The 25374-nt window shown below is 70.8% G+C and carries 25 protein-coding genes; 18 read left to right on the forward strand and 7 right to left on the reverse strand.

The features are described from left to right. Positions 1 to 61 precede the first annotated feature (61 nt). The 9 genes from uvrC (at position 62) to ACSP50_RS08870 (ending at position 9386) form a co-directional block, all read left to right on the forward strand. Positions 62 to 2041, forward strand: coding sequence for an excinuclease ABC subunit UvrC (uvrC, locus tag ACSP50_RS08830; protein ID WP_043511053.1), 1980 nt, complete (start codon positions 62 to 64; stop codon positions 2039 to 2041). A 157-nt stretch (positions 2042 to 2198) separates the two neighbouring features. After that, on the forward strand, positions 2199 to 3101 hold the full coding sequence (gene rapZ, locus ACSP50_RS08835) for an RNase adapter RapZ (RefSeq protein WP_043511056.1): 903 nt from the start codon (positions 2199 to 2201) through the stop codon (positions 3099 to 3101). Further along, positions 3098 to 4183, forward strand: a complete 1086-nt coding sequence (locus ACSP50_RS08840) for a 2-phospho-L-lactate transferase CofD family protein (RefSeq protein WP_014688822.1) — start codon at positions 3098 to 3100, stop codon at positions 4181 to 4183. The genes rapZ and ACSP50_RS08840 overlap by 4 nt, the downstream gene beginning before the upstream one ends. Before the next feature lie 58 nt (positions 4184 to 4241). Continuing rightward, a complete protein-coding gene (whiA, locus tag ACSP50_RS08845; protein WP_014688823.1) occupies positions 4242 to 5222 on the forward strand; it encodes a DNA-binding protein WhiA in 981 nt (326 codons plus the stop codon). Between the two features lie 376 nt (positions 5223 to 5598). Continuing rightward, on the forward strand, positions 5599 to 6600 hold the full coding sequence (gene gap, locus ACSP50_RS08850) for a type I glyceraldehyde-3-phosphate dehydrogenase (protein ID WP_014688824.1): 1002 nt from the start codon (positions 5599 to 5601) through the stop codon (positions 6598 to 6600). Beyond that, positions 6597 to 7799, forward strand: coding sequence for a phosphoglycerate kinase (gene pgk / locus ACSP50_RS08855; protein ID WP_043513777.1), 1203 nt, complete (start codon positions 6597 to 6599; stop codon positions 7797 to 7799). The genes gap and pgk overlap by 4 nt, the downstream gene beginning before the upstream one ends. Further along, the gene (tpiA, locus tag ACSP50_RS08860) at positions 7799 to 8590 is read left to right on the forward strand and encodes a triose-phosphate isomerase (RefSeq protein ID WP_014688826.1); all 792 of its coding nucleotides are present in this window, start codon (positions 7799 to 7801) and stop codon (positions 8588 to 8590) included. The genes pgk and tpiA overlap by 1 nt, the downstream gene beginning before the upstream one ends. 92 nt (positions 8591 to 8682) lie before the next feature. Beyond that, positions 8683 to 8937: a preprotein translocase subunit SecG gene (secG, locus tag ACSP50_RS08865; protein ID WP_014688827.1), complete on the forward strand. Its 255-nt coding sequence runs from the start codon at positions 8683 to 8685 to the stop codon at positions 8935 to 8937. A 107-nt stretch (positions 8938 to 9044) separates the two neighbouring features. Next, positions 9045 to 9386 (forward strand): RNA polymerase-binding protein RbpA, encoded by a 342-nt coding sequence (locus tag ACSP50_RS08870; RefSeq protein WP_014688828.1) that lies wholly within the window; start codon positions 9045 to 9047, stop codon positions 9384 to 9386. Here the strand turns inward: ACSP50_RS08870 and ACSP50_RS08875 are convergent. Next, positions 9383 to 9988 carry an N-acetyltransferase gene (locus tag ACSP50_RS08875; protein WP_014688829.1) on the reverse strand — a complete coding sequence of 202 codons (606 nt, stop codon included), beginning with the start codon at positions 9986 to 9988 and terminating at the stop codon, positions 9383 to 9385. The two genes, ACSP50_RS08870 and ACSP50_RS08875, sit on opposite strands and share 4 nt — an antisense overlap. A 33-nt stretch (positions 9989 to 10021) precedes the next feature. On the opposite strand from ACSP50_RS08875, the gene ACSP50_RS08880 reads away from it, so the two are divergent. Continuing rightward, the gene (locus ACSP50_RS08880; protein WP_043513779.1) at positions 10022 to 10429 is read left to right on the forward strand and encodes a VOC family protein; all 408 of its coding nucleotides are present in this window, start codon (positions 10022 to 10024) and stop codon (positions 10427 to 10429) included. Here ACSP50_RS08880 and pgl read toward each other — a convergent pair. The 5 genes from pgl to tkt form a co-directional block, all read right to left on the reverse strand. Beyond that, positions 10426 to 11142: a 6-phosphogluconolactonase gene (pgl, locus tag ACSP50_RS08885; RefSeq protein WP_014688831.1), complete on the reverse strand. Its 717-nt coding sequence runs from the start codon at positions 11140 to 11142 to the stop codon at positions 10426 to 10428. The two genes, ACSP50_RS08880 and pgl, sit on opposite strands and share 4 nt — an antisense overlap. Positions 11143 to 11209: 67 nt before the next feature. Further along, entirely contained in the window at positions 11210 to 12208 is a 999-nt protein-coding gene (locus ACSP50_RS08890; protein ID WP_014688832.1) for a glucose-6-phosphate dehydrogenase assembly protein OpcA, read from the reverse strand. Further along, positions 12205 to 13722, reverse strand: coding sequence for a glucose-6-phosphate dehydrogenase (zwf, locus tag ACSP50_RS08895; RefSeq protein ID WP_014688833.1), 1518 nt, complete (start codon positions 13720 to 13722; stop codon positions 12205 to 12207). Before zwf ends, ACSP50_RS08890 begins: the two co-directional genes overlap by 4 nt. 78 nt (positions 13723 to 13800) lie before the next feature. Next, the gene (gene tal / locus ACSP50_RS08900) at positions 13801 to 14937 is read right to left on the reverse strand and encodes a transaldolase (RefSeq protein ID WP_014688834.1); all 1137 of its coding nucleotides are present in this window, start codon (positions 14935 to 14937) and stop codon (positions 13801 to 13803) included. Positions 14938 to 14952: 15 nt separating this feature from the next. Next, a complete protein-coding gene (gene tkt, locus ACSP50_RS08905; protein ID WP_231957015.1) occupies positions 14953 to 16992 on the reverse strand; it encodes a transketolase in 2040 nt (679 codons plus the stop codon). 344 nt (positions 16993 to 17336) lie between these two features. On the opposite strand from tkt, the gene ACSP50_RS08910 reads away from it, so the two are divergent. The 3 genes from ACSP50_RS08910 to ACSP50_RS08920 all read left to right on the forward strand — a co-directional run bounded on the left by ACSP50_RS08910 (position 17337) and on the right by ACSP50_RS08920 (position 19691). Then, a complete protein-coding gene (locus ACSP50_RS08910; protein ID WP_085945552.1) occupies positions 17337 to 18293 on the forward strand; it encodes a heme o synthase in 957 nt (318 codons plus the stop codon). Positions 18294 to 18519: 226 nt separating this feature from the next. Continuing rightward, a complete protein-coding gene (locus ACSP50_RS08915) occupies positions 18520 to 18813 on the forward strand; it encodes a hypothetical protein (RefSeq protein WP_043511065.1) in 294 nt (97 codons plus the stop codon). Next, positions 18813 to 19691 carry a RimK family alpha-L-glutamate ligase gene (locus tag ACSP50_RS08920; RefSeq protein ID WP_014688838.1) on the forward strand — a complete coding sequence of 293 codons (879 nt, stop codon included), beginning with the start codon at positions 18813 to 18815 and terminating at the stop codon, positions 19689 to 19691. The genes ACSP50_RS08915 and ACSP50_RS08920 overlap by 1 nt, the downstream gene beginning before the upstream one ends. A gap of 223 nt (positions 19692 to 19914) precedes the next feature. Here ACSP50_RS08920 and ACSP50_RS08925 read toward each other — a convergent pair whose 3' ends face one another. Further along, a complete protein-coding gene (locus ACSP50_RS08925) occupies positions 19915 to 20868 on the reverse strand; it encodes a heme A synthase (RefSeq protein ID WP_014688839.1) in 954 nt (317 codons plus the stop codon). 114 nt (positions 20869 to 20982) lie between these two features. On the opposite strand from ACSP50_RS08925, the gene ACSP50_RS08930 reads away from it, so the two are divergent. Genes ACSP50_RS08930 through sufC form a run of 5 tightly spaced genes read left to right on the forward strand, consistent with a single transcriptional unit; the run spans position 20983 to position 25367 of the window. After that, positions 20983 to 21711 carry a metalloregulator ArsR/SmtB family transcription factor gene (locus ACSP50_RS08930; RefSeq protein WP_014688840.1) on the forward strand — a complete coding sequence of 243 codons (729 nt, stop codon included), beginning with the start codon at positions 20983 to 20985 and terminating at the stop codon, positions 21709 to 21711. Beyond that, a complete protein-coding gene (gene sufB, locus ACSP50_RS08935; RefSeq protein WP_014688841.1) occupies positions 21704 to 23125 on the forward strand; it encodes a Fe-S cluster assembly protein SufB in 1422 nt (473 codons plus the stop codon). Before ACSP50_RS08930 ends, sufB begins: the two co-directional genes overlap by 8 nt. Positions 23126 to 23158: 33 nt before the next feature. Beyond that, positions 23159 to 24280 carry a Fe-S cluster assembly protein SufD gene (gene sufD, locus ACSP50_RS08940; RefSeq protein WP_014688842.1) on the forward strand — a complete coding sequence of 374 codons (1122 nt, stop codon included), beginning with the start codon at positions 23159 to 23161 and terminating at the stop codon, positions 24278 to 24280. Beyond that, on the forward strand, positions 24280 to 24612 hold the full coding sequence (locus ACSP50_RS08945) for a non-heme iron oxygenase ferredoxin subunit (RefSeq protein WP_014688843.1): 333 nt from the start codon (positions 24280 to 24282) through the stop codon (positions 24610 to 24612). Before sufD ends, ACSP50_RS08945 begins: the two co-directional genes overlap by 1 nt. Continuing rightward, a complete protein-coding gene (gene sufC / locus ACSP50_RS08950; RefSeq protein WP_014688844.1) occupies positions 24609 to 25367 on the forward strand; it encodes a Fe-S cluster assembly ATPase SufC in 759 nt (252 codons plus the stop codon). The genes ACSP50_RS08945 and sufC overlap by 4 nt, the downstream gene beginning before the upstream one ends. Positions 25368 to 25374 lie beyond the last annotated feature (7 nt).

Consider the following 25374-nt stretch of genomic DNA (forward strand, 5'->3'; position numbering starts at 1 on the left):
GCGGCGGCACCGGACCTCCGGTCGGGCAATCATGTCAGTCCCAGGCACTACTGTTGTGGTTGTGCCAGACCCGTCCACTTATCGTCCGGCGCCCGGTACCATTCCCGACGCTCCGGGCGTCTACCGCTTCCGCGATCCGTCCGGCCGGGTGATCTACGTCGGCAAGGCGAAGAGCCTGCGCAACCGGCTGAATTCCTACTTCGCCGACGTCTGGTCGCTGCACCCGCGCACCCAGCAGATGGTGACCACCGCCGGCGCGGTCGACTGGGTCACCGTCGGCACCGAGGTCGAGGCGCTGCAGCTGGAGTTCTCCTGGATCAAGGAGTTCGACCCCCGCTTCAACGTGAAGTATCGCGACGACAAGTCGTACCCGTTCCTCGCCGTCACGCTCAACGAGGAGTTCCCCCGGCTGCAGGTGATGCGCGGCGCCAAGCGCAAAGGGGTCCGCTACTTCGGGCCCTATTCGCACGCCTGGGCCATCCGCGAGACCCTCGACCTGTTGCTCCGCGTCTTCCCGGCACGCACCTGCTCGGCCGGGGTCTTCAAACGGGCCGGTCAGATCGGCCGCCCCTGCCTGCTCGGCTACATCGGCAAATGTTCGGCCCCGTGCACCGGCCAGGTCACCGCGGCCGAGCACCGGGTCATCGTCGACGACTTCTGCGACTTCATGGCCGGCCGCACCGACGCCTTCGTCAAGCGGCTGGAGCGCGACATGATGGCCGCCTCCGAGGAGCTGGAGTTCGAGCGGGCCGCCCGGCTGCGCGACGACATCGCGGCGCTGCGCCGGGCCATGGAGAAACAGACCGTGGTGCTCGGCGACGGCACCGACGCCGACGTGGTGGCCTTCGCCGAGGACCCGCTGGAGGCGGCCGTCCAGGTCTTCCACGTGCGCGACGGCCGGATCCGCGGCCAGCGCGGCTGGGTGGTGGAGAAGGTGGAGGATCTGTCCACCGGCGACCTGGTCCACCACTTCTGCACCCAGATGTACGGTGAGTCGGCCGGCGAGACCGACGTCCCGCGGGAGCTGCTGGTCCCGGCCCTGCCCGAGGACGCCGAGGCGCTCGCCGACTGGCTGTCGGCGCGCCGCGGCAGCCGGGTCAGCCTGCGGGTGCCGCAGCGCGGCGACAAGGTCGACCTGATGGCCACCGTGGCGCGCAACGCCGGCGAGGTGTTGCAGCGCCACAAGCTGCGCCGGGCCGGCGACCTGACCACCCGCAACAAGGCCCTGGAGGAGATCGCCGAGGCGCTCGGACTGGAGTCGGCGCCGCTGCGCGTCGAGTGCTACGACGTCTCGCAGAACCAGGGCACCGACGTGGTCGCCTCGATGGTCGTCTTCGAGGACGGCCTGGCCCGCAAGTCGGAGTATCGGCGCTTCGCGATCCGCGGCAACGCCGACGGCAGCGGGATGGACGACCTGTCCGCGATGAGCGAGGTGATGCGCCGCCGGTTCGCGCGATACCGGGCGCAGCCCGGGGCGGACGCGCCGCGCGACGAGCCGGAGCCGCCGGCCGAGGAGCTCGGCGAGGCGACCGGCGAGCTGGAGACCGCCGACCTGCCGGGGATCGACCCGCTCACCGGCAAGCCGCGCCGGTTCGCCTACCCCCCGCAGCTGGTCGTGGTCGACGGCGGCCAGCCGCAGGTGAACGCGGCCGCCGCGGTCCTGGCCGACCTGGGCATCACCGACGTGGCACTGTGCGGGCTGGCCAAGCGGCTGGAGGAGGTGTGGCTGCCGGGCGACGACTACCCGGTCATCCTGCCGCGCACCTCCGAGGGGCTCTACCTGCTGCAGCGGGTGCGCGACGAGGCGCACCGGTTCGCCATCACCTTCCACCGGCAGCGGCGTTCCAAGCGGATGACCGAGTCGGCGCTGGACAGCGTGGCCGGGCTGGGCGAGACCCGGCGCAAGGCGCTGCTGCGGCACTTCGGTTCGGTGAAGCGGCTCGCCGCGGCGACCCCGGAGGAGATCATCGAGGTGCCGGGGGTGGGCCGGCGGACCGCCGAGGCGGTGCTGGCCGCGCTGAACGGGCCCGGCGGCGGGTGAGGGCCTCCGCCGGACAACCTGTCCGGCGGCTGGACCGGTACCCATCGGACTACGATGTTGTGTCCGCTCGGGAGGGAAGCCCCCCGACGAAACGGACGACAAGGCCCGCTGGTGAGGTGCGGGCCGAGCGACGCGGGAGGCGTGCGTGACGGAAGCGATGCCCGGGTTCGGAGCCGACGGCGTGGTCGACCCGGACGAGGCGGGCACCGACCTGGTGGTGGTCACCGGGCTGTCCGGCGGTGGGCGCAGCACGGTGGCCCGGGCCCTGGAGAACGTCGGGTTCTATGTGGTCGACAACCTGCCCCAGGCGCTGATGCTGGAGATGGCCGAGCTGGCCTTCGCGGCCGGCGGCGCCGCCCGGCGCACCGCGATGGTGCTGGACGTGCGCAGCCGCGCCTTCTCCACCGACCTGGCCGGGGCGGTGCGCGCCCTCAAGGAGCGCGGCTTCTCCCCGCGGGTGGTCTTCGTCGACGCCGACGACGAGGTGCTGATCCGGCGTTTCGAGTCGGTCCGCCGCTCGCACCCGCTGCAGGGCGACGGCCGGCTGGCCGACGGGATCGCCGCCGAGCGCAAGCTGCTCGCCGAGGCCCGTGAGCAGGCCGATGTGATCATCGACACCAGCCACCTGAACGTCAACCAGCTCCGCCGCCGGGTCGAGGAGCTGTTCGGCGGGGAGGACGCCCGCAAGCTGCGGATCACCGTTCTCTCCTTCGGGTTCAAGTACGGCCTGCCGCCGGACGCCGACTACGTGCTGGACGCCCGCTTCCTGCCCAACCCGTTCTGGGTCCCCGAGCTGCGCGAGCACACCGGCCTGGAGGAGGGCGTCAGCAGCTACGTGCTGGGCCAGGAGGGCGCCACCGACTTCGTCGCCACCTACGCGGGGCTGATCGCGGCCACCGCGCCCGGCTTCGAGCGCGAGGGCAAGCGCTATCTGACGGTCGCGATCGGGTGCACCGGTGGAAAACACCGGAGCGTGGCGATAACCGAGGAGTTGACTTCGCGGCTCAGTGCCATGCGCCTCTCGGCCCACGCCTCGCACCGCGACCTGGGGCGCGAGTGACGGCCCGGCCGGTCCGGGTGGTGGCGTTCGGCGGCGGGCACGGGCTGGGCGCCTCGCTGCGCGCGCTCCGGCACACCGCGGCCGAGCTGCCCCTGGACATCACCGCGATCGTGACGGTCGGCGACGACGGCGGCTCCAGCGGCCGCCTGCGGGTCGAACGGGACGCCCTGCTGCCCCCGGGCGACCTGCGCCAGGCCCTGGCGGCGCTGGCCGACGGGCACCCGACGTCGCAGCTGACCGCGACACTGATGCAGCACCGGTTCGCGGCGATGCCCGAGCCGGCGGCGGCGACGGGCGTCAGGAACGACGCCGGCCCGTCGCGGGCGGCCGTCGAGGCGCTGCCCCCGGTGGTGCGCGGGCCGCGGCTGGAGCGCCGCGCCGACCGCAGCAAGGACACCCTGGCCGGGCACACCGTCGGCAACCTGCTGCTGCTCGGCCTGATGGAGCTGCTCGGCGACCCGGTCCGGGCGCTCGACCACGCGGCCGCCATGGTCGGCGCGCACGGCCGGGTGCTGCCGATGGCCCTGCACGCGGTCGGTATCGAGGCGGACGTGATCGGCGCCGACCCGGCCCGGCCGGACGAGACGGTCACTATCCGCGGCCAGCATTCGGTCGCGGTGTCCGGCGGCCGGGTCACCGGCGTGCGGCTGGAGCCGGCCGACCCGCCGGCCTGCCCGCAGGCGGTGGCGGCGGTGCTGGCGGCGGACTGGCTGATCTTCGGGCCGGGCAGCTGGTACACCAGCGTGCTGCCGCACCTGCTGGTGCCGGGCCTGGCCCGGGCGATCGTGGCGAGCCCGGCCCGCCGGCTGGTCACCCTGAACCTGGGCACCGACAAGGAGACCCACGGCCTGTCCGCCGCCGGGCACCTCACCACGTTGCACCGGTGCCTGCCGGAGTTGCGGGTGGACACCGTGCTGGCCGACGTGAAATGGGCAGGCGAACCCGAACCGGTACGTGTCGCCGCCCGGGAGATGGGCGCCGATCTGGTATTGGCACCCGTCGCCGTTGCGGACGGGAGCCCACGGCATGATCCTGAGGCACTGGGTGTTGCACTGGTGCCAGTATTGGGCGCCGCTCGTTAATCACTGGCGTAAGTGCGGCACACACTGTCCAAGATCCGGCGCATGAGGTGACAACACGATGGCGATGACGGCAGCGGTCAAGGACGAGCTGAGCCGGGTCGACGTGCCCAAGCCCTGCTGTCGCCGGGCGGAGATGGCGTCCCTGCTCCGGTTCGCCGGCGGGCTGCACATCGTCTCCGGCCGGGTGGTCGTCGAGGCGGAGCTGGACACCGGCGCGGTGGCCCGGCGGCTGCGCCGGGAGATCGCCGACGTGTACGGCTACCCCAGCGAGGTGCACGTGCTGGCCTCCGGCGGCCTGCGCAAGGGCAGCCACTACATCGTCCGGATCGTCAAGGACGGCGAGGCTCTGGCCCGGCAGACCGGCCTGCTCGACGTGCGTGGCCGGCCGGTCCGCGGCCTGCCCCCGCACGTGGTCTCGGCGAACGTCTGCTGCGCGGTGGCCGCCTGGCGGGGTGCCTTCATGGCGCACGGCTCGCTCACCGAGCCGGGCCGGTCCAGCGCGCTGGAGATCACCTGCCCGGGCCCGGAGGCGGCGCTCGCGCTGCGCGGCGCGGCCCGCCGGATCGGGATCACCGCCAAGGAGCGCGAGGTCCGCGGTGTCGACCGGGTGGTGATCAAGGACGGCGACGCGATCGCCGCTCTGCTCACCCGGATCGGCGCGCACTCCAGCGTCCTGGCCTGGGAGGAGCGGAGGGTACGCCGTGAGGTGCGGGCCACCGCGAACCGGCTGGCCAACTTCGACGACGCGAACCTGCGCCGGTCGGCCCGCGCCGCCGTGGCCGCCGCCGCCCGGGTCACCCGCGCGCTGGAGATCCTGGCCGAGGACGCGCCCAACCACCTGACCTCGGCCGGCCGGCTGCGGCTGGAGCACCGGCAGGCCTCGCTGGAGGAGCTGGGCGCGTTGGCCGACCCGCCGCTGACCAAGGACGCGATCGCCGGCCGGATCCGCCGCCTGCTCGCGCTGGCCGACAAGCGGGCCCGGGATCTCGGCATCCCCGACACGGAGGCGGCGGTCACCCCCGAGATGATGGCCTGCTAGCCGGGTGATCTCGATCACCTCCGTCGTCGCGCGGCGGGGCGCCCACCGGCGTACCGCCGCCGTCGTGTCCTTGATGCCGGGGTGGACGCGGTGATCCGGGCGCGGGGCGGGGCGCCGCGAGTTCGGATTTAGATAACGTTCAGGTCGCGCCCCGCTGCGTTCGGTGCCGGGGGGCTCGGCTAGGGTCACTGGTGACGGCGACGGTGCCGGCAGTCCGGCCGAACCCCCGCTGTGACTTCGCCAAAGTGGCTCTGCTGTGGCGTTCTCGCTTCTTCGGGCGCGGCGGCTGGACGCCCTGTGCGGGCCCCTCAAAACGGTCGGCACGAGACTCTCCGCCGGTCGCAGAATCCGGCGGACCGAAATGAGGAGACCACCTGTGACCATCCGGGTTGGCATCAACGGCTTCGGCCGCATCGGTCGTAACTTCTTCCGGGCGGCGCTCGCCTCCGGGGCCGACATCCAGATCGTCGGCGTGAACGACCTGACCGACAACGCCACGCTGGCGCACCTGCTCAAGTACGACAGCATCCTGGGCCGTCTGCCGCACGAGGTGAAGGCCACCGCCGACGAGATCACCGTCGGTGGCAACACCTTCAAGGCGTTCGCCGAGCGCGACCCGAACAACCTGCCGTGGGGCGACCTGGGTGCCGACGTCGTGATCGAGTCGACCGGCTTCTTCACCGACGCCACCAAGGCCAAGGCGCACATCGACAAGGGCGCCAAGAAGGTCATCATCTCGGCTCCGGCCAAGAACGAGGACATCACGATCGTGATGGGTGTCAACGACGGCCTGTACGACGCCGCCAAGCACACGATCATCTCGAACGCGTCCTGCACCACCAACTGCCTCGCCCCGATGGCGAAGGTCCTGAACGACACGATCGGGATCGAAAAGGGTCTGATGACCACGATCCACGCGTACACCCAGGACCAGAACCTGCAGGACGGCCCGCACAGCGACCTGCGTCGCGCCCGCGCCGCCGCGCTGAACATCGTGCCCACCTCGACCGGTGCCGCCAAGGCCGTCAGCCTGGTGCTCCCCGAGCTCAAGGGCAAGCTGGACGGCTTCGCGCTGCGCGTGCCGATCCCGACCGGCTCGGCCACCGACCTGACCTTCACCGCCGCCCGGGACACCACGGTCGACGAGGTCAACGCCGCGATCAAGGCCGCCGCCGAGGGCGCGCTCAAGGGCATCCTGGTCTACACCGAGGACCCGATCGTGTCGGCCGACATCGTCACCGACCCGGCCTCCTGCATCTTCGACGCCGGCCTGACCAAGGTCATCGGCGGCAACCAGGTCAAGGTCGTCGGCTGGTACGACAACGAGTGGGGCTACTCGAACCGCCTCGTCAACCTGGTCCAGCTCGTCGGAGCCTGATCTTGAAGACTCTCGACGACCTGCTCGGCGAGGGTGTCTCGGGTCGGCGCGTCTTCGTGCGCGCCGACCTGAACGTGCCCTTCGACAAGAGCAACCCGGGCGTCATCAGCGACGACGGCCGCGCCCGCGCGGTGCTGCCGACGCTGATCGCCCTGCGTGACGCGGGCGCCAAGGTGATCGTGGCGTCCCACCTGGGCCGCCCGAAGGGCGCGCCGGACCCGAAGTACACGCTCGCGCCGGTCGCCGCCCGTCTGGGTGAGCTGCTGGGGTCGGACGTGCTCTTCGCCGAGGACACCGTCGGCCCGTCCGCGTCGGCTGCCGTGCAGGCGCTGCAGGACGGCCAGGTGCTGCTCCTGGAGAACCTGCGGTTCAACGAGGGCGAGACCGCGAAGGACGACGCGGTTCGCGGGGCGTTCGCCGACCAGCTGGCGGCGTTCGCCGACTTCTACGTCGACGATGCCTTCGGCGCCGTGCACCGCAAGCACGCCTCGGTGTACGACGTCGCGGCCCGCCTGCCGCACTTCGCGGGTGGCCTGGTCGTCAAGGAGGTCGAGGTCCTCCGCAAGGTGTCCGAGACCCCCGAGAAGCCGTACGTCGTGGTGCTCGGCGGCTCGAAGGTCTCCGACAAGCTCGCCGTGATCCAGGCGCTGCTGCCGAAGGTGGACAAGCTCCTCGTCGGTGGCGGGATGTGCTTCACCTTCCTCAAGGCCCAGGGCCACGAGGTCGGGAAGTCACTGCTCGAGGACGAGATGGTGGCCGTCTGCGCCGATCTGCTGGAGCAGGCGCAGGGCCGGATCGTCCTGCCCGTCGACGTCGTCGCGGCCACGGAGTTCTCCGCGGACGCGCAGCACGACGTGGTCGCGGCGTCCGCGATCCCGGCCGACCGCCTGGGCCTCGACATCGGCCCGAAGTCGACGGAGCTGTTCGCGTCGGCGATCGCCGGTGCGAAGACCGTGTTCTGGAACGGCCCGATGGGCGTCTTCGAGCTCGCCCCGTTCGCCGCCGGCACCCGCGGCGTCGCCGAGGCGATCACCAAGATCGACGGCTTCTCGGTCGTCGGCGGCGGCGACTCGGCCGCCGCGGTCCGCACGCTGGGCCTGGACGAGACCGCGTTCGGCCACATCTCCACCGGCGGGGGCGCGTCCCTGGAGTACCTCGAAGGCAAGACGCTGCCGGGCGTCGCCGCTCTGGAGAAGTGATGGGTGACGTGACCCGCAAGCCGATCATCGCCGGCAACTGGAAGATGAACCTCAACCACTACGAGGCGAATCTGCTGGTCCAGAAGCTGGCGGCGAGCCTGACCGGCGAGCAGCTCGACAGGGTGGAGGCGGTCGTGCTGCCGCCGTTCACCGACCTGCGCACCGTGCAGACCGCGATCGAGGGCGACAAGCTCACGATCCGGTACGGCGCCCAGGACATCTCGAAGCACGCTTCCGGCGCGTACACCGGGGAGATCGCCGGCTCGATGCTGGCGAAGCTGGGCTGCACCTACGTGGTGATCGGCCACTCCGAGCGCCGGGAGTACCACGAGGAGTCCGACGAGCTGATCAACGCGAAGATCAAGGCGGCCTTCGCGGCCGGCCTGACCCCGATCTTCTGCGTCGGTGAGGGCCTGGCCGTCCGTGAGGAGTCCGGCCACGTCGCGCACTGCACCGCGCAGGTCGACGCCGGCCTGGACGGGCTCAAGGAAGACCAGATCAAGCAGATCGTCATCGCGTACGAGCCGGTCTGGGCGATCGGCACCGGCAAGACCGCGACGCCGGACGACGCGCAGGAGGTGTGCGGAGCGATCCGTGCCCGCCTGACCGAGAAGTTCGGCGCCGACGTGGCCGAGGCGGTCCGCATCCAGTACGGCGGATCGGTCAAGGCCGCGAACATCGCCCAGATCATGGCGCAGCCGGACGTCGACGGCGCCCTGGTCGGCGGCGCCAGCCTGGACGCCGAGGAGTTCGCCTCCATCGTGCGATTCCCGGAGCACGTCGCACGCTGATTGCGCGGAGCGCGTGCCCGGCCGTGGGAAACGGCCGGGCACCCGCTATTGTGGGACCGCTGCTGTGCCCTTCGAGAGGAATGAACCCGACCATGCCGATCGGATTCGCGTACACGTTGATCGTGTTGCTGATCATCACCAGCATTCTGCTGACCCTGCTGATCCTGCTGCACCGCGGCAAGGGCGGCGGCATGTCCAGCATGTTCGGCGGCGGCGTGACCTCCAGCCTGGCCGGCTCCTCGGTCGCGGAGAAGAACCTGGACCGCTACACGGTCCTGGTCGGCGTCCTCTGGTTCGCGTGCATCGTGGGCATGGGTTTCTGGCTGAAGAGCAAGACGGGTTCCTGACCCGTAAGTAGAGTCGTACAATCTGCCGCGCGGCCGGTTAGCTCCGGCCGTGCGGCATTTTTTCGCACCGTCCCCGACGGTTTCCCCCAGTGACAGGAGTGACGTCCGTGTCCAGTGGCAGCGCCATTCGTGGCAGCCGCATCGGCTCCAGCCCGATGCGCCCCGACGAGCGCACCGAGCCCGCCCCGCGCCGGCAGGTGAAATACTTCTGCGCCGCGGGCCATGACAGCCTCATCTGGTTCGCCGCCGAGGCGCCGGCCCCGGACACCTGGGACTGCCCCCGCTGCGGGCAGCCGGCCGGACTGGACCGGGAGCGGCCGCCGGGGCGCTCCCGCACCGAGCCGTACAAGTCGCACCTGGCCTATGTGAAGGAGCGCCGCTCGGAGGAGGACGGCGCCGCCATCCTCGAGGAGGCGCTCGCCAAGCTGCGCCAGCGCCGCGGCCGCTAGAGCGGACCCGTGTTCCGGCCCAGATAGAGCGCGCCCGGGTCGTCGTCGACCGGCAGGTCGCGGAAACCCAGCCGGTGATAGAACGCGTACGCCCCCTGGTTCTCCGGGGACATGCCCAGGTGCACCCGGGACACTCCGGCCGCCCGTAGCCCGGCCAGGAACGCCGCCATCAGCCCGCGCCCCTGCCCCCGGCCCTGCCATTCCGGCAGCAGGTCGATGTGCAGGTGCGCGGGGTAGGCGGCGAGCGCCGGGTGCAGCATCCGCTCCGGGCGCCGGTGCAGGCTCAGCATCAGCTCGTCGCGCGGGTCGCCGCCGGTCAGCCGGTCGGCGGTGGCCGGCAGCCACTCGTCGCGGTATCGGCGGACGAACTTCTCGGTGTCCGCGGTGCCGATGATGTAGCCGACCGCCCGGCCGGTCCCGTCGTCCAGCACGTGCGCGTGCTCCGGCTCCAGGATCACGTACGGCGCGGCCCAGATGTCCCCGAGCAGGCGGTCCGAGCTGTGCTTCCCGCGGGCGTCCCGCCCGGCGTCGCCGGTGCGGACACAGATGTCGTAGATGGCGTCAAGGTCGCTCGATCGGTAGGCGCGAATCGTTGCGGACACCTGCCGGAGTCTACGGATGGCAGCATGGTGGCCATGAACTGGACTCTTGAGGTGGTCGTCGTTCCGGTGTCCGACATCGACCGGGCGAAGAAGTTCTATGCCGAGCAGCTCGGCTTCACCGTCGACCACGACATCGTGATGGGCGACCAGGTGCGGATCGTGCAGATCACCCCGCCGGGCAGCGGCTGCTCGATCGTGATCGGCAAGGGCGCGGTGCCGCAGATGCCGGCCGGCTCGCTGCGCGGCCTGCAACTGGTGGTCAACGACATCGAGGCGGCGCACGCCGAGCTGGTCGAGCGCGGGGTCGGGGTCAGCGACGTGACGACGCTGGGGGAGAACCCCGGCCCGACCCCGCATCCGCTGGACAACGTCGGGTTCTTCTTCTTCGAGGACCCGGACGGCAACAGCTGGGCGGTCCAGCAGATCTCGACCCGGCCTTAGCGCTTCGCGGCGGCGGCCTGGTCAAGAAGGAACAGCGTCCGGTGTACGCCGACGGCGTGCGCGGCCGGCAGGTCAGCGCCCCGCAGTGCGGCGCCGATCGGTTCCGCCTTGTCCGGGCCGGCCGCCACCAGCCACACCTCGCCGGCCCGCCGGATGGTGTCCAGGGTCAGGGTGATCCGGGTCGGCGGCGGCTTCGGGCTGTCGTACGTGGCGACCGCCACGCCCTGGGCGGCCAGCACCGGGTGCCCGGGGAACAGGGACGCCACGTGGCCGTCCTCGCCCACGCCCAGCATCAGCACGTCGAAGTGCGCGCCCGCGGCGGTCACCTCGGCCGCGTACCGGGCGGCGGCCGCGTCCGCGTCGTCGCCGTCCGGGCCGTCGGTGGCCGGCATGGCGTGCACCCGGGCCGGGTCGAGCGGCAGCGCGTCCAGGACCGCCTCGCGCGCCTGGGTCTCGTTGCGGTCCGGGTCGCCGGCCGGCAGGAAACGCTCGTCGCCCCACCACAGGTCCACCCGGGACCAGTCGATCGCCGCGGCGGCCGGCAGCTCACCCAGCTGGCGCAGCACCTTGGCGGCCACCCGGCCGCCGGTCAGCACCACGCTCGCCGAGCCGCGGGCGGCCTGCGCGTCGATGATCCGGACGACCAGCCGGGCCGCCACCGTGGACGCCAGGATGTCGGCGTCCGGGACCACCACGACCAAGGTCTCACTCACAGGGGCTCTCCTTTGCCGGAAGGGCCGCCCACCGGTGGCGGACGGCCCAACCTGAACGAAAAATGTGCTAGCCGGCCATCGCGTCGGTGGTGCTGGCCGCCCGCGCCGCCAGTGCCGGGTCCTTCCACACGTGCACCCGGGCCGCCGGCCGGTTGTCCAGCCCGGACAGCCCCGCCATCGCCCCCAGCGCCTCGGCGTAGATCTGGTCCGCGTCCAGCCGGCGCAGCTCCTCGGCGAGCTCGTCACCGACCGGCCGCTTCGGCAGCGGCATGTACCGGTCCTCCTGACCGGTGCGGCTGAACAGCGCGGTGCCCTCCTCGCGGGTGACCCGGACACAGTCGCCGTTCTCGCACTGCAGCTCCACCGAGTGCATCCGCGGGGCGCGGTCGGTGTGCTCCAGCACCGGCTCGATGCCCAGTCGGGACTTGAGCCAGCCGAGCATCAGCCACGCGGTCGGGTCCTTCTCCGGGGCCACGATCCGGGCGCCGGTCACCCGGGCCTCGGTGGTGTCGAAGGCGCCGGCCACCAGGGTGCGCCACAGCGTGATCCGGGTCCAGGTGAGGTCGGTGTCACCGGGGGCATAGTCGGCCGCCCGCTGGCGCAGCGCGGCCACCGGGTCGGGCGCCTGCGCGCTGTCGGTGATCCGGCGTTCCGAGACGACACCCAGGAAGTCGTTGGCGATCGAGTCCGGCGGCTCCTCGTGCCACCAGGTGACCACCGGGACGTCCGGCGCGAGCAGCGGGATGACCACCGACTCGGCGTGCAGCGCGAGCCGCCCGTACATCCGCATCACGACCGCCTCGGCCGGGCCCAGCCGGCCGCCGACCACGATCTCCGCGTCCAGCCGGCTGCGGCCGTCCAGGTCGGAGCGGACCACGATCAGCACCCGGCACGGGTGGGCCGCCGCCGCTATCGTGGCGGCCGCCTCGGCCTCCCGGACCTTCTTCTCCTCGACCACCGCGATCAGCGTGAGCGCCAGCCCGGAGGCCACGCCGCCGGCGCTGCGCCGCTCCGCGGCCAGCGCCTTGACCACCTCGTTGCCGGTGGTGTCCCACAGCCCGATCATGCTCGCCTCCAGGCACGGCCTTCGCGTTCCAGCAACTCGTCGGAGGCCCGCGGACCCCACTCGCCGGCGCGGTACGGCTCCGGCGTGGTACCCGCCCAGGCGGCCTCCAGCGGGTCGATGACCCGCCAGGACTGCTCCACCTCGGCGGCGTCCGGGAACAGCGTGCGGTCGCCGATCAGGACGTCGAGGACCAGGCGTTCGTACGCCTCGGGGCTGGACTCGGTGAACGCCTCGCCGTACTGGAAGTCCATCGCGATGTCGCGGACCTCCATGGCCGTGCCGGGCACCTTCGATCCGAACTTGAGCACCACGCCCTCGTCCGGCTGGACCCGGATGACCAGCTGGTTGTTGCCCAGCATCTCCACGTCGGCCGGGTCGAACGGCAGGTGCGGCGCCTTCTTGAACAGGATCGCGATCTCGGTGACCCGCCGCGGCATCCGCTTGCCGACCCGGACGTAGAACGGCACGCCGGCCCAGCGCCGGTTCTGGATGCCGAGCCGGACCGCGACGTACGTCTCGGTCGTCGAGTCGGCCGGGATGTTCTTCTCCTCCAGGTAGCCCACCGCGCGCTCGCCGGCGACCCAGCCCGGCAGGTATTGGCCGCGGACCGAGCCGGACGCGATGTCGGCCGGCAGGCTGATCGCCTTGAGCACCTTCAGCTTCTCGGCCCGCACCTCCTGCGGGTCGAAGCTCGTCGGCTCCTCCATGCCGACCAGCGCGAGCAGCTGCAGCAGGTGGTTCTGCAGCACGTCGCGGGCGGCGCCGGAGGCGTCGTAGAAGGCGGCCCGGGTGCCGATGCCGACGTCCTCGGCCATGGTGATCTGCACCGAGTCGACGTACTTGGAATTCCACACCGGCTCGAACAGGCTGTTGGCGAAGCGCAGGGCCAGGATGTTCTGGACCGTCTCCTTGCCCAGGTAGTGGTCGATCCGGTAGACGTCGGCGGGGTTGAACACGTCGTCGACCAGCGCGTTCAGCGCGACCGCGGTCTGCAGGTCGTTGCCGAACGGCTTCTCCACCACCACCCGGCGCCAGCCGCCGAGTTTCGCGCTGTCCGCCAGGCCGGTCCGGTTCAGCTGGTTGAGCACCAGCGGGAAGGCGGCCGGCGGGATCGAGAAGTAGAAGGCCGTGTTGCCCTGGATGCCGTTGCGCTCGCGCAGCTGGTCCAGGGTCTCGGAGAGTTTGTCGAAGTCGGCGTCGTCGTCGAACGAGCCGGGCACGAACTGGAACTGGCTCGACAGCCGCTGCCAGACGTCCTCCCGCCAGGGCGTGCGAGCGCCCTTCTTGGCGGCGGCGTAGGCCAGCGACTCGAAGTCACCGTCACCCCAGTCGGCCCGGGCGAAGCCCACCACCACGAAGCCGGGGGGCAACAGGCCTCGGTTGGCCAGGTCGTACACGGCCGGGATGAGCTTCTTACGGGACAGGTCACCGGTGACCCCGAAGATCACCAGAGCGCAGGGCTCCGGAATCCGCGGAAGGCGTCGGTCCTGTGCGGTGCGCAGCGGATTACCCACGTTGCCATCCTGCCAGTTTTTCGCCAAGGGAGCGGCCTGTCGCGGAGTGTTCCGCGACAGGCCGCGCCGGGACAACAATCAGGCCGCGTCGCTCGGGTTCTCCGCGCCGCCGGCCGCCGCCTTCAGTGACTTGGTGACGCCCTCGAGCAGGTCCTTCCACGCCGACTCGAACTTCTCGACGCCCTCCTCCTCGAGCACCTTGACCACGTCGTCGAAGTCCACGCCGACCTTCGCCAGGTCGGCGAAGACCTGCTTGGCGTCGGCGTAGTTGCCGGTGACCGTGTCGCCGCGGGTGGTGCCGTGGTCGGCGTACGCCACGATGACCGACTCGGGCATGGTGTTCACCGTGCCGGGCGCGATCAGCTCCTCGACGTAGATGGTGTCCGGGAAGTCCGGGTTCTTCGTCGAGGTGGAGGCCCACAGCGGACGCTGCGGGTGCGCGCCGGCCTGCTTGAGGGCGGTCCACCGGTCGGTGCCGAAGACCTCCTCGTACGCCTCGTAGGCGAGCCGGGCGTTGGCGATCGCGGCCTTGCCCTTGAGCGCCTTGGCCTCGTCGCTGCCGATCTTGTCGAGCCGCTTGTCGACCTCCGAGTCCACCCGGGAGACGAAGAACGAGGCGACCGAGCCGATCTTGGACAGGTCGTGGCCGTTCGCCTTCGCCTGCTCCAGGCCGGACAGGAAGGCGTCCATCACCGCGCGGTACCGCTCCAGCGAGAAGATCAGCGTGACGTTGACGCTGATCCCGGCGGCCAGGGTCGCGGTGATCGCCGGCAGGCCGTCCATGGTGGCCGGGATCTTGATGTACAGGTTCGGCCGGTCGACGAGCCACCACAGGGTCTTGGCCTCGGCGACGGTCGCCTCCGCCTCGTGCGCCTTGCGCGGGTCCACCTCGATCGAGACCCGGCCGTCCACGCCGTCGGACGCGTCGTACGCCGGGCGCAGCACGTCGGCCGCGGCCCGCACGTCGGCGGCGGTCATCAGCCGGACCGCCTCCTCCACGGTGACCCGCTGGGCGGCCAGGTCGCGCAGCTGTTCGTCGTAGGCGTCCGCGTCGGACAGCGCCTTCTGGAAGATGCTCGGGTTCGTGGTGACCCCGACCATGTGCTGCTCACGCCGCATCTTGTCGAGCGAGCCGCTGGTCAGGCGGACCCGGGAGAGGTCGTCGAGCCAGACCGCCACACCCTGCGCGGACAGCTCTGCCAGTCTGTCGGTCATTACCTTCAACTCCTGTCAGTTGCCGGTCGTGTGACCGGTGATCACGCCGACCTTGGCCAGCGAGGCGTTGGCCTTCGCCACGATGTTGTCCGCGGTGAACCCGAACTGCTCGAAGAGGATCTTGGCGGGCGCGCTGGCGCCGTAGTGCTCGATCGAGACCGCCTCGCCGGCGTCGCCGAGCAGGCGGTCCCAGCTCATCCGGATGCCGGCCTCGACGGTGACCCGCGCCTTCACCCCGTGCGGCAGGACCTCCTGCTGGTACGCGGTGTCCTGCTGGAAGAACCACTCCTGGCAGGGCATCGAGACGACCCGGGTCGGGGTGCCCTCGGCCTCCAGGCGCTCCTGCGCGGTCAGGGAGACCGCCACCTCGGAGCCGGAAGCGATCAGGATCACCTTCGGGGTGCCCGAGGACGCCTCGGACAGGATGTAGCCGCCCTTGAGGGTGCCCTCGGCCGAGGCGTACTTCGACCGGTCCAGGGTCGGCAGGTTCTGCCGGGACAGGGCCAGCGCGGTCGGCCGGTCGTGGTGCTCCAGGGCACCCCGCCAGGCCCACGCCGTCTCGTTGGCGTCGGCCGGGCGGACCACGTCGAGACCGACGATGGCGCGCAGCGCGGTCAGCGTCTCGATCGGCTGGTGCGTCGGGCCGTCCTCGCCGAGACCGATCGAGTCGTGCGTCCACACGAAGACGACCGGCAGCTTCATCAGCGCGGACAGCCGCACCGCGCCGCGCATGTAGTCACTGAAGACCAGGAAGGTGCCGCCGTACGGGCGGGTGCCGCCGTGCACCGCGATGCCGTTGAGGATCGAGCCCATGCCGTGCTCACGGATGCCGAAGTGCAGCGTGCGGCCGTACTCGTGACCGGGGAACTCCTTGGTCGCGTACTCGGCCGGGATGAACGACGGCTCGCCCTTCATCGTGGTGTTGTTGCTCTCCGCCAGGTCGGCCGAGCCGCCCCAGAGTTCCGGGAGCACCGGCGCCAGCGCCTCCAGCACCTTGCCGGACGCGGCCCGGGTGGCCAGGCCCTTCTCGTCGGCCGGGAACTCGGGCAGCGCGGCCGCCCAGCCCTCCGGCAGCCGCTTGGCCGCGAGCCGCTCGAACAGCGCCTTGGCCTCGGCGTTGGCCGAGCCCCAGGCGGCGAACGCCTCGTTCCACTCGGCGTGCGCCGCCTTGCCGCGCTCGACCGCCTGCTGCGCGTGCTTGACCACCTCGTCGTCGATGGCGAACGGCTCGTCGGTGAAGCCGAGCAGCGCCTTGGTGGCGGTGATCTCGTCCTTGCCCAGCGCGGAGCCGTGGATCTTGCCGGTGTTCTGCTTCTTCGGCGCGGGCCAGCCGATGATCGTCTTCAGCACGATGAACGACGGCTTGTCGGTGACCGCCTTGGCCGCCTGGATGGCGTCCCAGAGCGCCTCCACGTCCTCCACGTAGGGGTCGGACGAGCGCCAGTCGACGGTCTGCACGTGCCAGCCGTACGCCTCGTAGCGGGCGCCGACGTCCTCGGACTTGGCGATCCGGGTGTCGTCCTCGATGGAGATCTGGTTGTCGTCGTAGATCACCGTGAGGTTGCCGAGCTTCTGCACCGCGGCGATGGCGCTCGACTCGTGGCTGACGCCCTCCTCGATGTCACCGTCCGAGCAGATCGCATAGATCTGGTGGTCGAACGGGGACCGGCCGGGCTCGGCCTGCGGGTCGAACAGGCCGCGCTCGCGGCGGGCCGCCATGGCCATGCCGACCGCGTTGCCGATGCCCTGGCCCAGCGGGCCGGTGGTGATCTCGACGCCGGGGGTGTGACCGTACTCGGGGTGGCCCGGGGTCAGCGAGTCCCACTGCCGCAGCGCCTTCAGGTCGTCCAGCGAGGTGCTGTAGCCACTGAGGAAGAGCTGAATGTAGAGGGTGAGGCTGGAGTGACCGCAGGAGAGCACGAACCGGTCGCGGCCCGCCCAGTGCGGGTCGGTCGGGTCATGCCGCATCACGCGGTTGAACAGCAGGTAGGCGGCCGGCGCCAGGCTCATGGCCGTGCCGGGGTGGCCGTTGCCGGCCTTCTCGACGGCATCCATGGCCAGGACCCGGACCGTGTCGACCGCCTTGCGGTCGAGGTCGGACCAATGGAGAGCTGAATCGTTGGCACCCACGTCTGTTGTGCTCCTCGGGCAGGATTTTTGGAACCCTTTTCGGCTTGACCCTATCCAGTAGGGCTAAACGTCTGCGCAGTGAACGGCGTAGGCACATACGCTGTGAGCGGACACACGGTTGAGGGGTGTGACGGCCTCCACCCGCGCCGGGTGCCCCGAGCAGCGGGGACGGTGGCGCGTAGGCTGTCCGGGCGGCTTGGCCGGGTCAGCAGACACCCGGCATGCGGCCGCCAGTTGGTCCAAATGCCGGAAGGTGGCTGTCCGTGAGCATGATCACCGAGCGTTCCGTCCAGCGACGGTCGCCCGGCGTGGCGGAGCCTGCGCCACGCGAGGAGACCCGACGTGAGCGGATGGCGGTGTTCCGGGCCTACCTGGCTCTGACCAAGCCGGCGATCGTCGAGCTGTTGCTGGTCACCACGGTGCCCACGATGATGCTGGCCGCCGGCGGGTGGCCCGACCTGGTCACCTTCCTCGCGGTGCTGGTCGGCGGGGCTCTCGCGGGCGGCGCGGCGAGCGCGTTGAACTGTTACATCGACCGCGACATCGACGTGCTGATGAAGCGGACCAAGCGGCGGCCGCTGCCCAGCCATCAGATCAGCCCCCGCGCGGTGCTGATCTTCGGGCTGGCGCTGGCGGTGGTCTCGGTGGCGTTGATGGCGGTGCTGACCAACTGGCTGGCGACCGCACTCACCGCGTTCTCGATCTTCTACTACGACGTGATCTACACGCTCTGGCTGAAGCGGCGGACCCCGGCGAACACGTTCTGGGGCGGCGTCTGCGGGGCGGCTCCGGTGGTCATCGGGTGGGCCGCGGTGACCGGATCGATCGCCCCGATGGGGTGGGCGTTGTTCGCAGTCGTCTTCTTCTGGCAAATGCCGCACTTCTACGCGCTTGCCATCAAATACAAGGATGACTACGCGCGGGCCGGCATCCCGATGCTTCCCGTGGTGCGCTCGGTGGCCCGGGTGAACTTCGAGATCCTGCTCTACACCGTGCTCACCGTCGCCTCCTCGCTGGCCGCCTGGCCGCTGGGGACCGGGCTGGGGCTCGGCTGGATCTACGGCTCGGCCGCGATGATCACCGGTGTGCTGTTCCTCGGCGAGTCGGTGCGGCTGGTCTACCAGACCCGCAACGGCGGCATGGTGAAGCCGATGCGGCTGTTCCAGCTCTCCATCACCTACCTGACGGTGCTCTTCATGGCGATCGCCGTCGACGCACTGGTCTGAGATCGCGGTCGGTACACACCGCAACGGACAAGTCGCACACGATGCCCGGATTGTGATGCGTGTCAACTACTGTCCGTCACTCGTTCGACGGAATCCGGTAATCGTGCAAATCGGGCGCTATTGGCTTAAAACTATATGTCCTATCGGCAAACCCGCAGGTAACAGGAGTCACAAAAGGGCTCTCGGGTACCACGGGAACCCTCGCTGATTGCTTAGGCTGCGAGACATGGCAGAAGGTTCCGTAATGACGCTGACCTCCGAGATCAAGTCTTTCGCCGCCGGTCACGGCGGCTGCAAGGCGGTCATCGAGTACGTCGGTAAGCGCGGCGCCCGCATCGTCCTCGTCGGCGGGGACGGCGAGTGGTCCGACCAGTTCGCCCAGGACACCGGTGTCGCCCGCGAGGCGTGCGAGCACGCCGGCGTCGAGGTGGAGAACGAGTGGGAGCGCGAACTCCTGGAGCAGATGCGTCCCAGCAACGACCTGTGGCGGTCGATGGCGCGCCGGAGCATGGCGCGCTGATGCCCACCGGCCGCCGGGTCGCCCTGGTCACCTGCGCGGCCTTCCCCGACCTCTGGGACGACGACCACCCGCTGCGCGACGCCCTGCGCTCGCGCGGCGTGGCCGTCGACGCCGTCCGCTGGGACGAGCCGGACGCCGACTGGGCGGGCTACGACCTGGTCGTGGTCCGCTCCCCGTGGGACTACGTCGCCCGCCACGAACAGTTCGTCGCCTGGGCCCGGAGCGTCCCGCGGCTGCTCAACCCGGCGGACATCATCGTCTGGAACACCGACAAGCGGTACATCGGTGAGCTTGCCGCCGCGGGGGTTCCGGTCATCCCGACCGGCTTCGTCGGGCCCGGGGAGGCCTGGACCCCGCCGTCCAGCGGTGAGTGGGTGGTCAAGCCGACAGTCTCGGCCGGCAGCCAGGACACCGCTCGCTACCGCCTGCCCGCTCAAGCGGCGCAGGCTCAGGCGCATGTCGGCAGGCTGACCGCTGAGGGGCGGACCGCGATGGTCCAGCCGTACCTGGCGGCGGTCGCCACCGAGGGGGAGACGGCGCTGCTGTTCTTCCCGGACGAGTCCGGTGAGCTGGCCTTCAGCCATGCCATCCGGAAAGGGCCGATGCTGCGCCAGACCGGCGAGCACGTCATCGACGTGGGCAGCGAGGAGATCACGCCGCGGACGGCATCCGAGGCGGAGCGGGAGGTGGCCCGGCTGGCGCTCACCGCGGTGCCCGGTGGGTCGAAGCGGCTGCTCTATGCCCGGGTTGACGTCATCCCCGGTCCGGATGGGGCGCCGCAGGTCATCGAGCTGGAGCTGAGCGAGCCGGGGCTGTTCCTGCTCACCGCTCCGGGTGCCGCGGACCGTCTGGCCGACGCCGTCCTCGCGCGTCTCTGACCGTCCGCCGGTTCCGGCTTCCACGGTCTGTCGGTACGACCGAGGGCAGCCTGCCTGGGTCGGCGTGCCGACCGCGCCGAACGGCGGCTGTGGACGGGCGCGGCGATTCCTTCTGCACGCGCAGCGGCCGATCGCCGTGACCGGTCGCGCCGGTGGGCGGCGATCGGTCATCGGCCGGCGCGTACGCCATCTGCGATGCGGCCCTGATCTCGATGGTGGCTCGCTATGCGGCCGGAACCGGTTCCGGAGCCGGCGTCGTCGTGGTCTCGAGGTCGCCGGCGACGGCGGCGCGCGTCCGGAGGGACCAGAGGACCGCCAGCGTCGCCCACCAGACCAGGCCGGCGCCGAGCATGTGGGCGGCGACCAGGACGACCGGCAGATGCGTGAAATATTGGACGAAGCCGATGAGACCCTGACCGAGCTCGACGGCGACCAGCACCGCGGCCGCCCGGACCGCGGTGTCCGGAGCCGGGACCGCGCGCAGCGCGAACCACAGCGCCGCCGAGAGGCCGATCAGCAGGAAGACCAGGTCGGCGTGGACCTGGGAGACGGCGGCCGGGTCCAGGCCGTTGCGCTTGGCGCCGCGGTCGCCGGAGTGCGGGCCGCTGCCGGTGACCACCGTGCCGACCGTGATGACCGCCAGGCTGGCCAGGGCGGTGATCGCGGCGAGCGGGCGCAGGGGCGCGGGGACCAGGGCGCGTGGTGCGGCGTCGCCGTCGTCGATCCGGCGCCAGAAGGCGTAGGAGACGGTGATCAGCGCGACCGAGAGCAGGAAGTGCGAGCCGACCACCCACGGGTTGAGGTGGGTGAGCACGGTGATGCCGCCCAGCACCGCCTGCATCGGGACGCCGAGGCCGGCCGCGACCGAGAGGCGGACCAGCGACCGGCGGCGGGGCCGCCGGCCGAGCGCGCCGAGGAAGCCGGCGATGGCCAGGGCGGCCAGCACGAAACCGAGCAGCCGGTTGCCGAACTCGATCGCGCCGTGCACGCCCATCGCGGCGGTCGTCGTGTACGACTCGTCGGTGCATTTGGGCCAGGTGGGGCAGCCGAGGCCGGAGTCGGTGAGCCGGACCGCCGCGCCGGTGACGATCAGCGCGACGTTGGCCACCAGGGTCGCCAGGGCGAGCGGGCGCAGCCAGGCGGCGAACGGGCGGGTGAGGGTCGGCAACAACTTCACCCGGGGAATCGTACGCGCGAATCCGATCTTGATTTTTCCTGCTCCTTGGGCCGGTGTGGTGGATCACCGGGGCCGGGTTTGCAGGCTCCCGAGGAAATACGTAACGTTGGCGTAGTGAAAAACGGTGTGCTGGCCAAAGACGGTGCGGCGGCGTCAGCCGCGGCATCCGACGGCCGCACCCGTGACCGGGTCGCCCGGCTGCTGCTGGAGCGCGGCGCGGCCACCGCGGCCGAGCTCGGCGCCCAGCTCGGTCTCAGCCCCGCGGCGATCCGCAAGCACCTCGACGCGATGCTCGCCGACCACCTGGTCGAGACCCGCGAGGTGCGGCGCACCGGGCCCCGCGGCCGCGGTCGCCCGGCGAAGGCGTTCGTGCTGACCGCCGCCGCCCGGGAGAGCCTGCCGCACCACTACGACAACATCGCCGCCGCGGCGCTGCGCTGGATCGCGCAGCACAACGGGCCGGAGGCGGTCACCGCGTTCGCCGGGTCGCAGATCCGCGCGCTGGAGGACCGCTGCCGCACCGCCCTCGACGAGGCCGGCGCCGACCCGATCACCCGGGCGGAGGCGCTCGCCGACGCGCTGACCGCCGAGGGCTACGCTGCCAGCGCGACCACGATCGCGTCCGGCGGGCAGCTGTGCCAGCACCACTGCCCGGTGGCACACGTGGCCGCCGAGTTCCCTCAGCTGTGCGACGCCGAGACCGAAGTCATCTCCCGGCTCATCGGCACCCACGTGCAGCGCCTCGCCACCATCGCGCACGGCGACGGGGTGTGCACCACGCACATCCCGGCCGGCTCGACGCACAACCCCGCAACCACGGTTAGGACAGATAGCGATGACTGACCAGATCGTCACTCAGGAAGAGCACCTGGCCGCCCTCGGCAAGTACGAGTACGGCTGGGCCGACGCCGACGTGGCCGGTGCCGCCGCGACGCGGGGTCTGTCCGAGGCCGTGGTGCGCGACATCTCCGCGAAGAAGAGCGAGCCGCAGTGGATGCTCGACCTGCGGCTCAAGGGCCTGCGCCTGTTCGACCGCAAGCCGATGCCGAACTGGGGCGCCGACCTGACCGGGATCGACTTCCAGAACATCAAGTACTTCGTGCGTTCCACCGAGAAGCAGGCCGCCTCCTGGGAGGAGCTGCCGGAGGACATCAAGGCGACGTACGACAAGCTCGGCATCCCGGAGGCGGAGAAGCAGCGCCTGGTCGCCGGTGTCGCCGCGCAGTACGAGTCGGAGGTCGTCTACCACGCGATCCGTGAGGACCTCGAGGCGCAGGGTGTGCTGTTCCTGGACACCGACACCGCGCTCAAGCAGCACGAGGACATCTTCAAGGAGTACTTCGGCACGGTGATCCCGGTCGGTGACAACAAGTTCGCCGCGCTGAACACCAGCGTCTGGTCCGGCGGCTCGTTCATCTACGTGCCGAAGGGCGTGCACGTCGACATCCCGCTGCAGGCCTACTTCCGGATCAACACGGAGAACATGGGCCAGTTCGAGCGGACCCTGATCATCGCCGACGAGGGCAGCTACGTGCACTACGTCGAGGGCTGCACGGCGCCGATCTACTCGTCCGACTCGCTGCACTCCGCGGTCGTCGAGATCATCGTGAAGAAGAACGCCCGGGTCCGGTACACGACCATCCAGAACTGGTCGAACAACGTGTACAACCTGGTCACCAAGCGCGCCACCTGCGAGGAGGGCGCGACCATGGAGTGGATCGACGGCAACATCGGCTCCAAGGTGACCATGAAGTACCCCGCCGTCTACATGACCGGCCCGCACGCCAAGGGCGAGGTGCTGTCGATCGCGATGGCCGGCGAGGGCCAGCACCAGGACTCCGGCGCCAAGATGGTGCACGCCGCGCCGCACACCTCCTCGACGATCGTGTCGAAGTCGATCGCCCGGGGCGGCGGCCGCACGTCGTACCGCGGCCTGGTCCAGGTGCTGGAGGGCTCCGCGCACTCGAAGAGCACGGTCAAGTGCGACGCGCTGCTGGTCGACACGATCTCCCGGTCGGACACGTACCCGTACGTCGACATCCGCGAGGACGACGTGAACATGGGCCACGAGGCGACCGTCTCCAAGGTCAGCGAGGACCAGCTCTTCTACCTGATGAGCCGCGGCCTGACCGAGGACGAGGCGATGGCGATGATCGTGCGCGGCTTCATCGAGCCGATCGCCAAGGAGCTCCCGATGGAGTACGCGCTGGAGCTGAACCGCCTGATCGAGCTGCAGATGGAAGGGGCCGTGGGTTAATCACCCGGGCCGACAGCGGACATAAAGGACGAAATGACTACCATCGCCCCGCCGAGCACCAAGTCGCAGGTGCTGCGCTCCTTCGACGTCACCGACTTCCCGGCCCTCACCGGCCTGGAGGAGGAGTGGCGTTTTACCCCGCTGAAGCGGCTGCGTGACCTGGTCAAGGCCACCAAGCTGGACGGCGCGGCCCCGTCGGTGGAGCACGGCGACCTGCCGGCCGGCGTCACGGTGTCCACCGCCGCCGACGTCGACCCGGTGCTCACCCCGTTCGACCGGATCAGCGCCCTGGCCTACGGCTCGGCGGCCACCGTCACCGTGATCGAGGTGGCCGCCGAGGCCGAGCCCACCGAGGCGGCCGTGATCCGGCTGGTCGGCAAGGGCGGCGCGGCCGCGGCCGCGCGCACCGTGGTCCGGGTCGGCCGGTTCGCCAAGGCGACCGTCGTGCTGCAGCAGACCGGCACGGTCACCCTGGCCGACAACGTCGAGGTGATCATCGGCGACGGCGCCCAGCTGACCTTCGTGACGCTGGCCGAGTGGGACACCGACGCGGTGCAGGCCCAGCACGTGAAGTTCCGGGTCGGCAAGGACGCCCGGGTGCAGCACGTGCAGGTCACCCTCGGCGGTGACCTGGTCCGGCAGTTCACCAGCGTGGAGTACGCCGGGCGGGGCGGCGACGCCGAGCTCTGGGGGCTGTACTTCGCCGACGCCGGCCAGCACCACGAGCACCGCCAACTGGTCGACCACAGCGTGCCCGACTGCCGCAGCCACGTGGGGTACCGGGGCGCGCTGCAGGGGACGTCGGCGCACACCGTCTGGGTGGGTGACGTGCTCATCCGCGCGGCGGCCACCGGGACCGACACGTACGAGATCAATCGGAACCTGATCCTCACCGACGGGGCCCGGGCCGACTCGGTGCCCAACCTGGAGATCGAGACCGGTGAGGTGGCCGGCGCCGGGCACGCCAGCGCGACCGGGCGGTTCGATGACGAGCAGCTGTTCTACCTGATGGCTCGCGGCATCCCCGAGGGCGAGGCGCGCAAGCTGGTGGTCCGCGGCTTCTTCGCCGAGCTGATCAACAAGATCCCGGTCGAGGAGCTGCGCGAGCGGCTCGGCGACGCGATCGAGGCCCGTCTGGTGGAGGCCGGGGCATAGTGAGCTTCGAGAACGTCGGGCCGGCGTCCGACATCGCGAAAGGCACCGCGCTCCGGGTGGAGGTCGACGGCGTCGAGATCGCGGTGGTGCACGCCGACGACGACACCTTCTACGCGGTCCGTGACGAGTGCAGCCACGCCTCGGTGGCGCTCTCCGAGGGCGAGGTCGACGGGTGCACGCTGGAGTGCTGGCTGCACGGCTCCCGCTTCGACCTGCGCACCGGCGAGCCCTCCGGACCGCCCGCCATCGACCCGGTGGCGGTCTACCCCGTCGAGATCCGCGACGGAGACATCCACGTTTCCACGACACCGAGCAATGGAGTACAGCCGTGAGCACCCTGGAGATCCGCGACCTGCAGGTTTCGGTGAAGCTGCCCGATGGTGAGCTGAAGCCGATTCTGGCCGGGGTCGACCTCACCATCACGTCCGGCGAGACGCACGCCATCATGGGCCCGAACGGCTCCGGCAAGTCCACCCTGGCGTACTCCATCGCCGGTCACCCGAAGTACGAGATCACCGGCGGGTCGGTGACCCTGGACGGGCAGGACGTGCTGGCGCTCAGCGTCGACGAGCGGGCCCGCGCCGGCCTCTTCCTGGCCATGCAGTACCCGGTCGAGGTCCCCGGCGTCTCGGTCGCGAACTTCCTGCGCACCGCCAAGACCGCGATCGACGGCGAGGCGCCGAAGCTGCGCACCTGGGCCGGCGAGCTGCGCGGTGCCATGGAGAAGCTGCAGATGGACCCGTCGTTCGCGCAGCGCAACGTCAACGAGGGCTTCTCCGGCGGTGAGAAGAAGCGGCACGAGATCATGCAGCTCGAGCTGCTCAAGCCGAAGATGGCGATCCTCGACGAGACCGACTCCGGCCTCGACATCGACGCGCTGCGGATCGTCAGCGAGGGTGTCAACCGGGTGCGCGAGACCGGCGAGACCGGCTTCCTGCTGATCACCCACTACACCCGGATCCTGCGCTACATCAAGCCGGACTTCGTGCACGTCTTCGTCGGCGGCAAGATCGTCGAGGAGGGCGGCCCGGAGCTGGCCGAGGAGCTCGAGGTCTCCGGTTACGAGAAGTTCCTGGCCAAGGCCTGAGGAGAGA

The organism is Actinoplanes sp. SE50/110 (assembly GCF_900119315.1).
Taxonomy (GTDB): domain Bacteria; phylum Actinomycetota; class Actinomycetes; order Mycobacteriales; family Micromonosporaceae; genus Actinoplanes.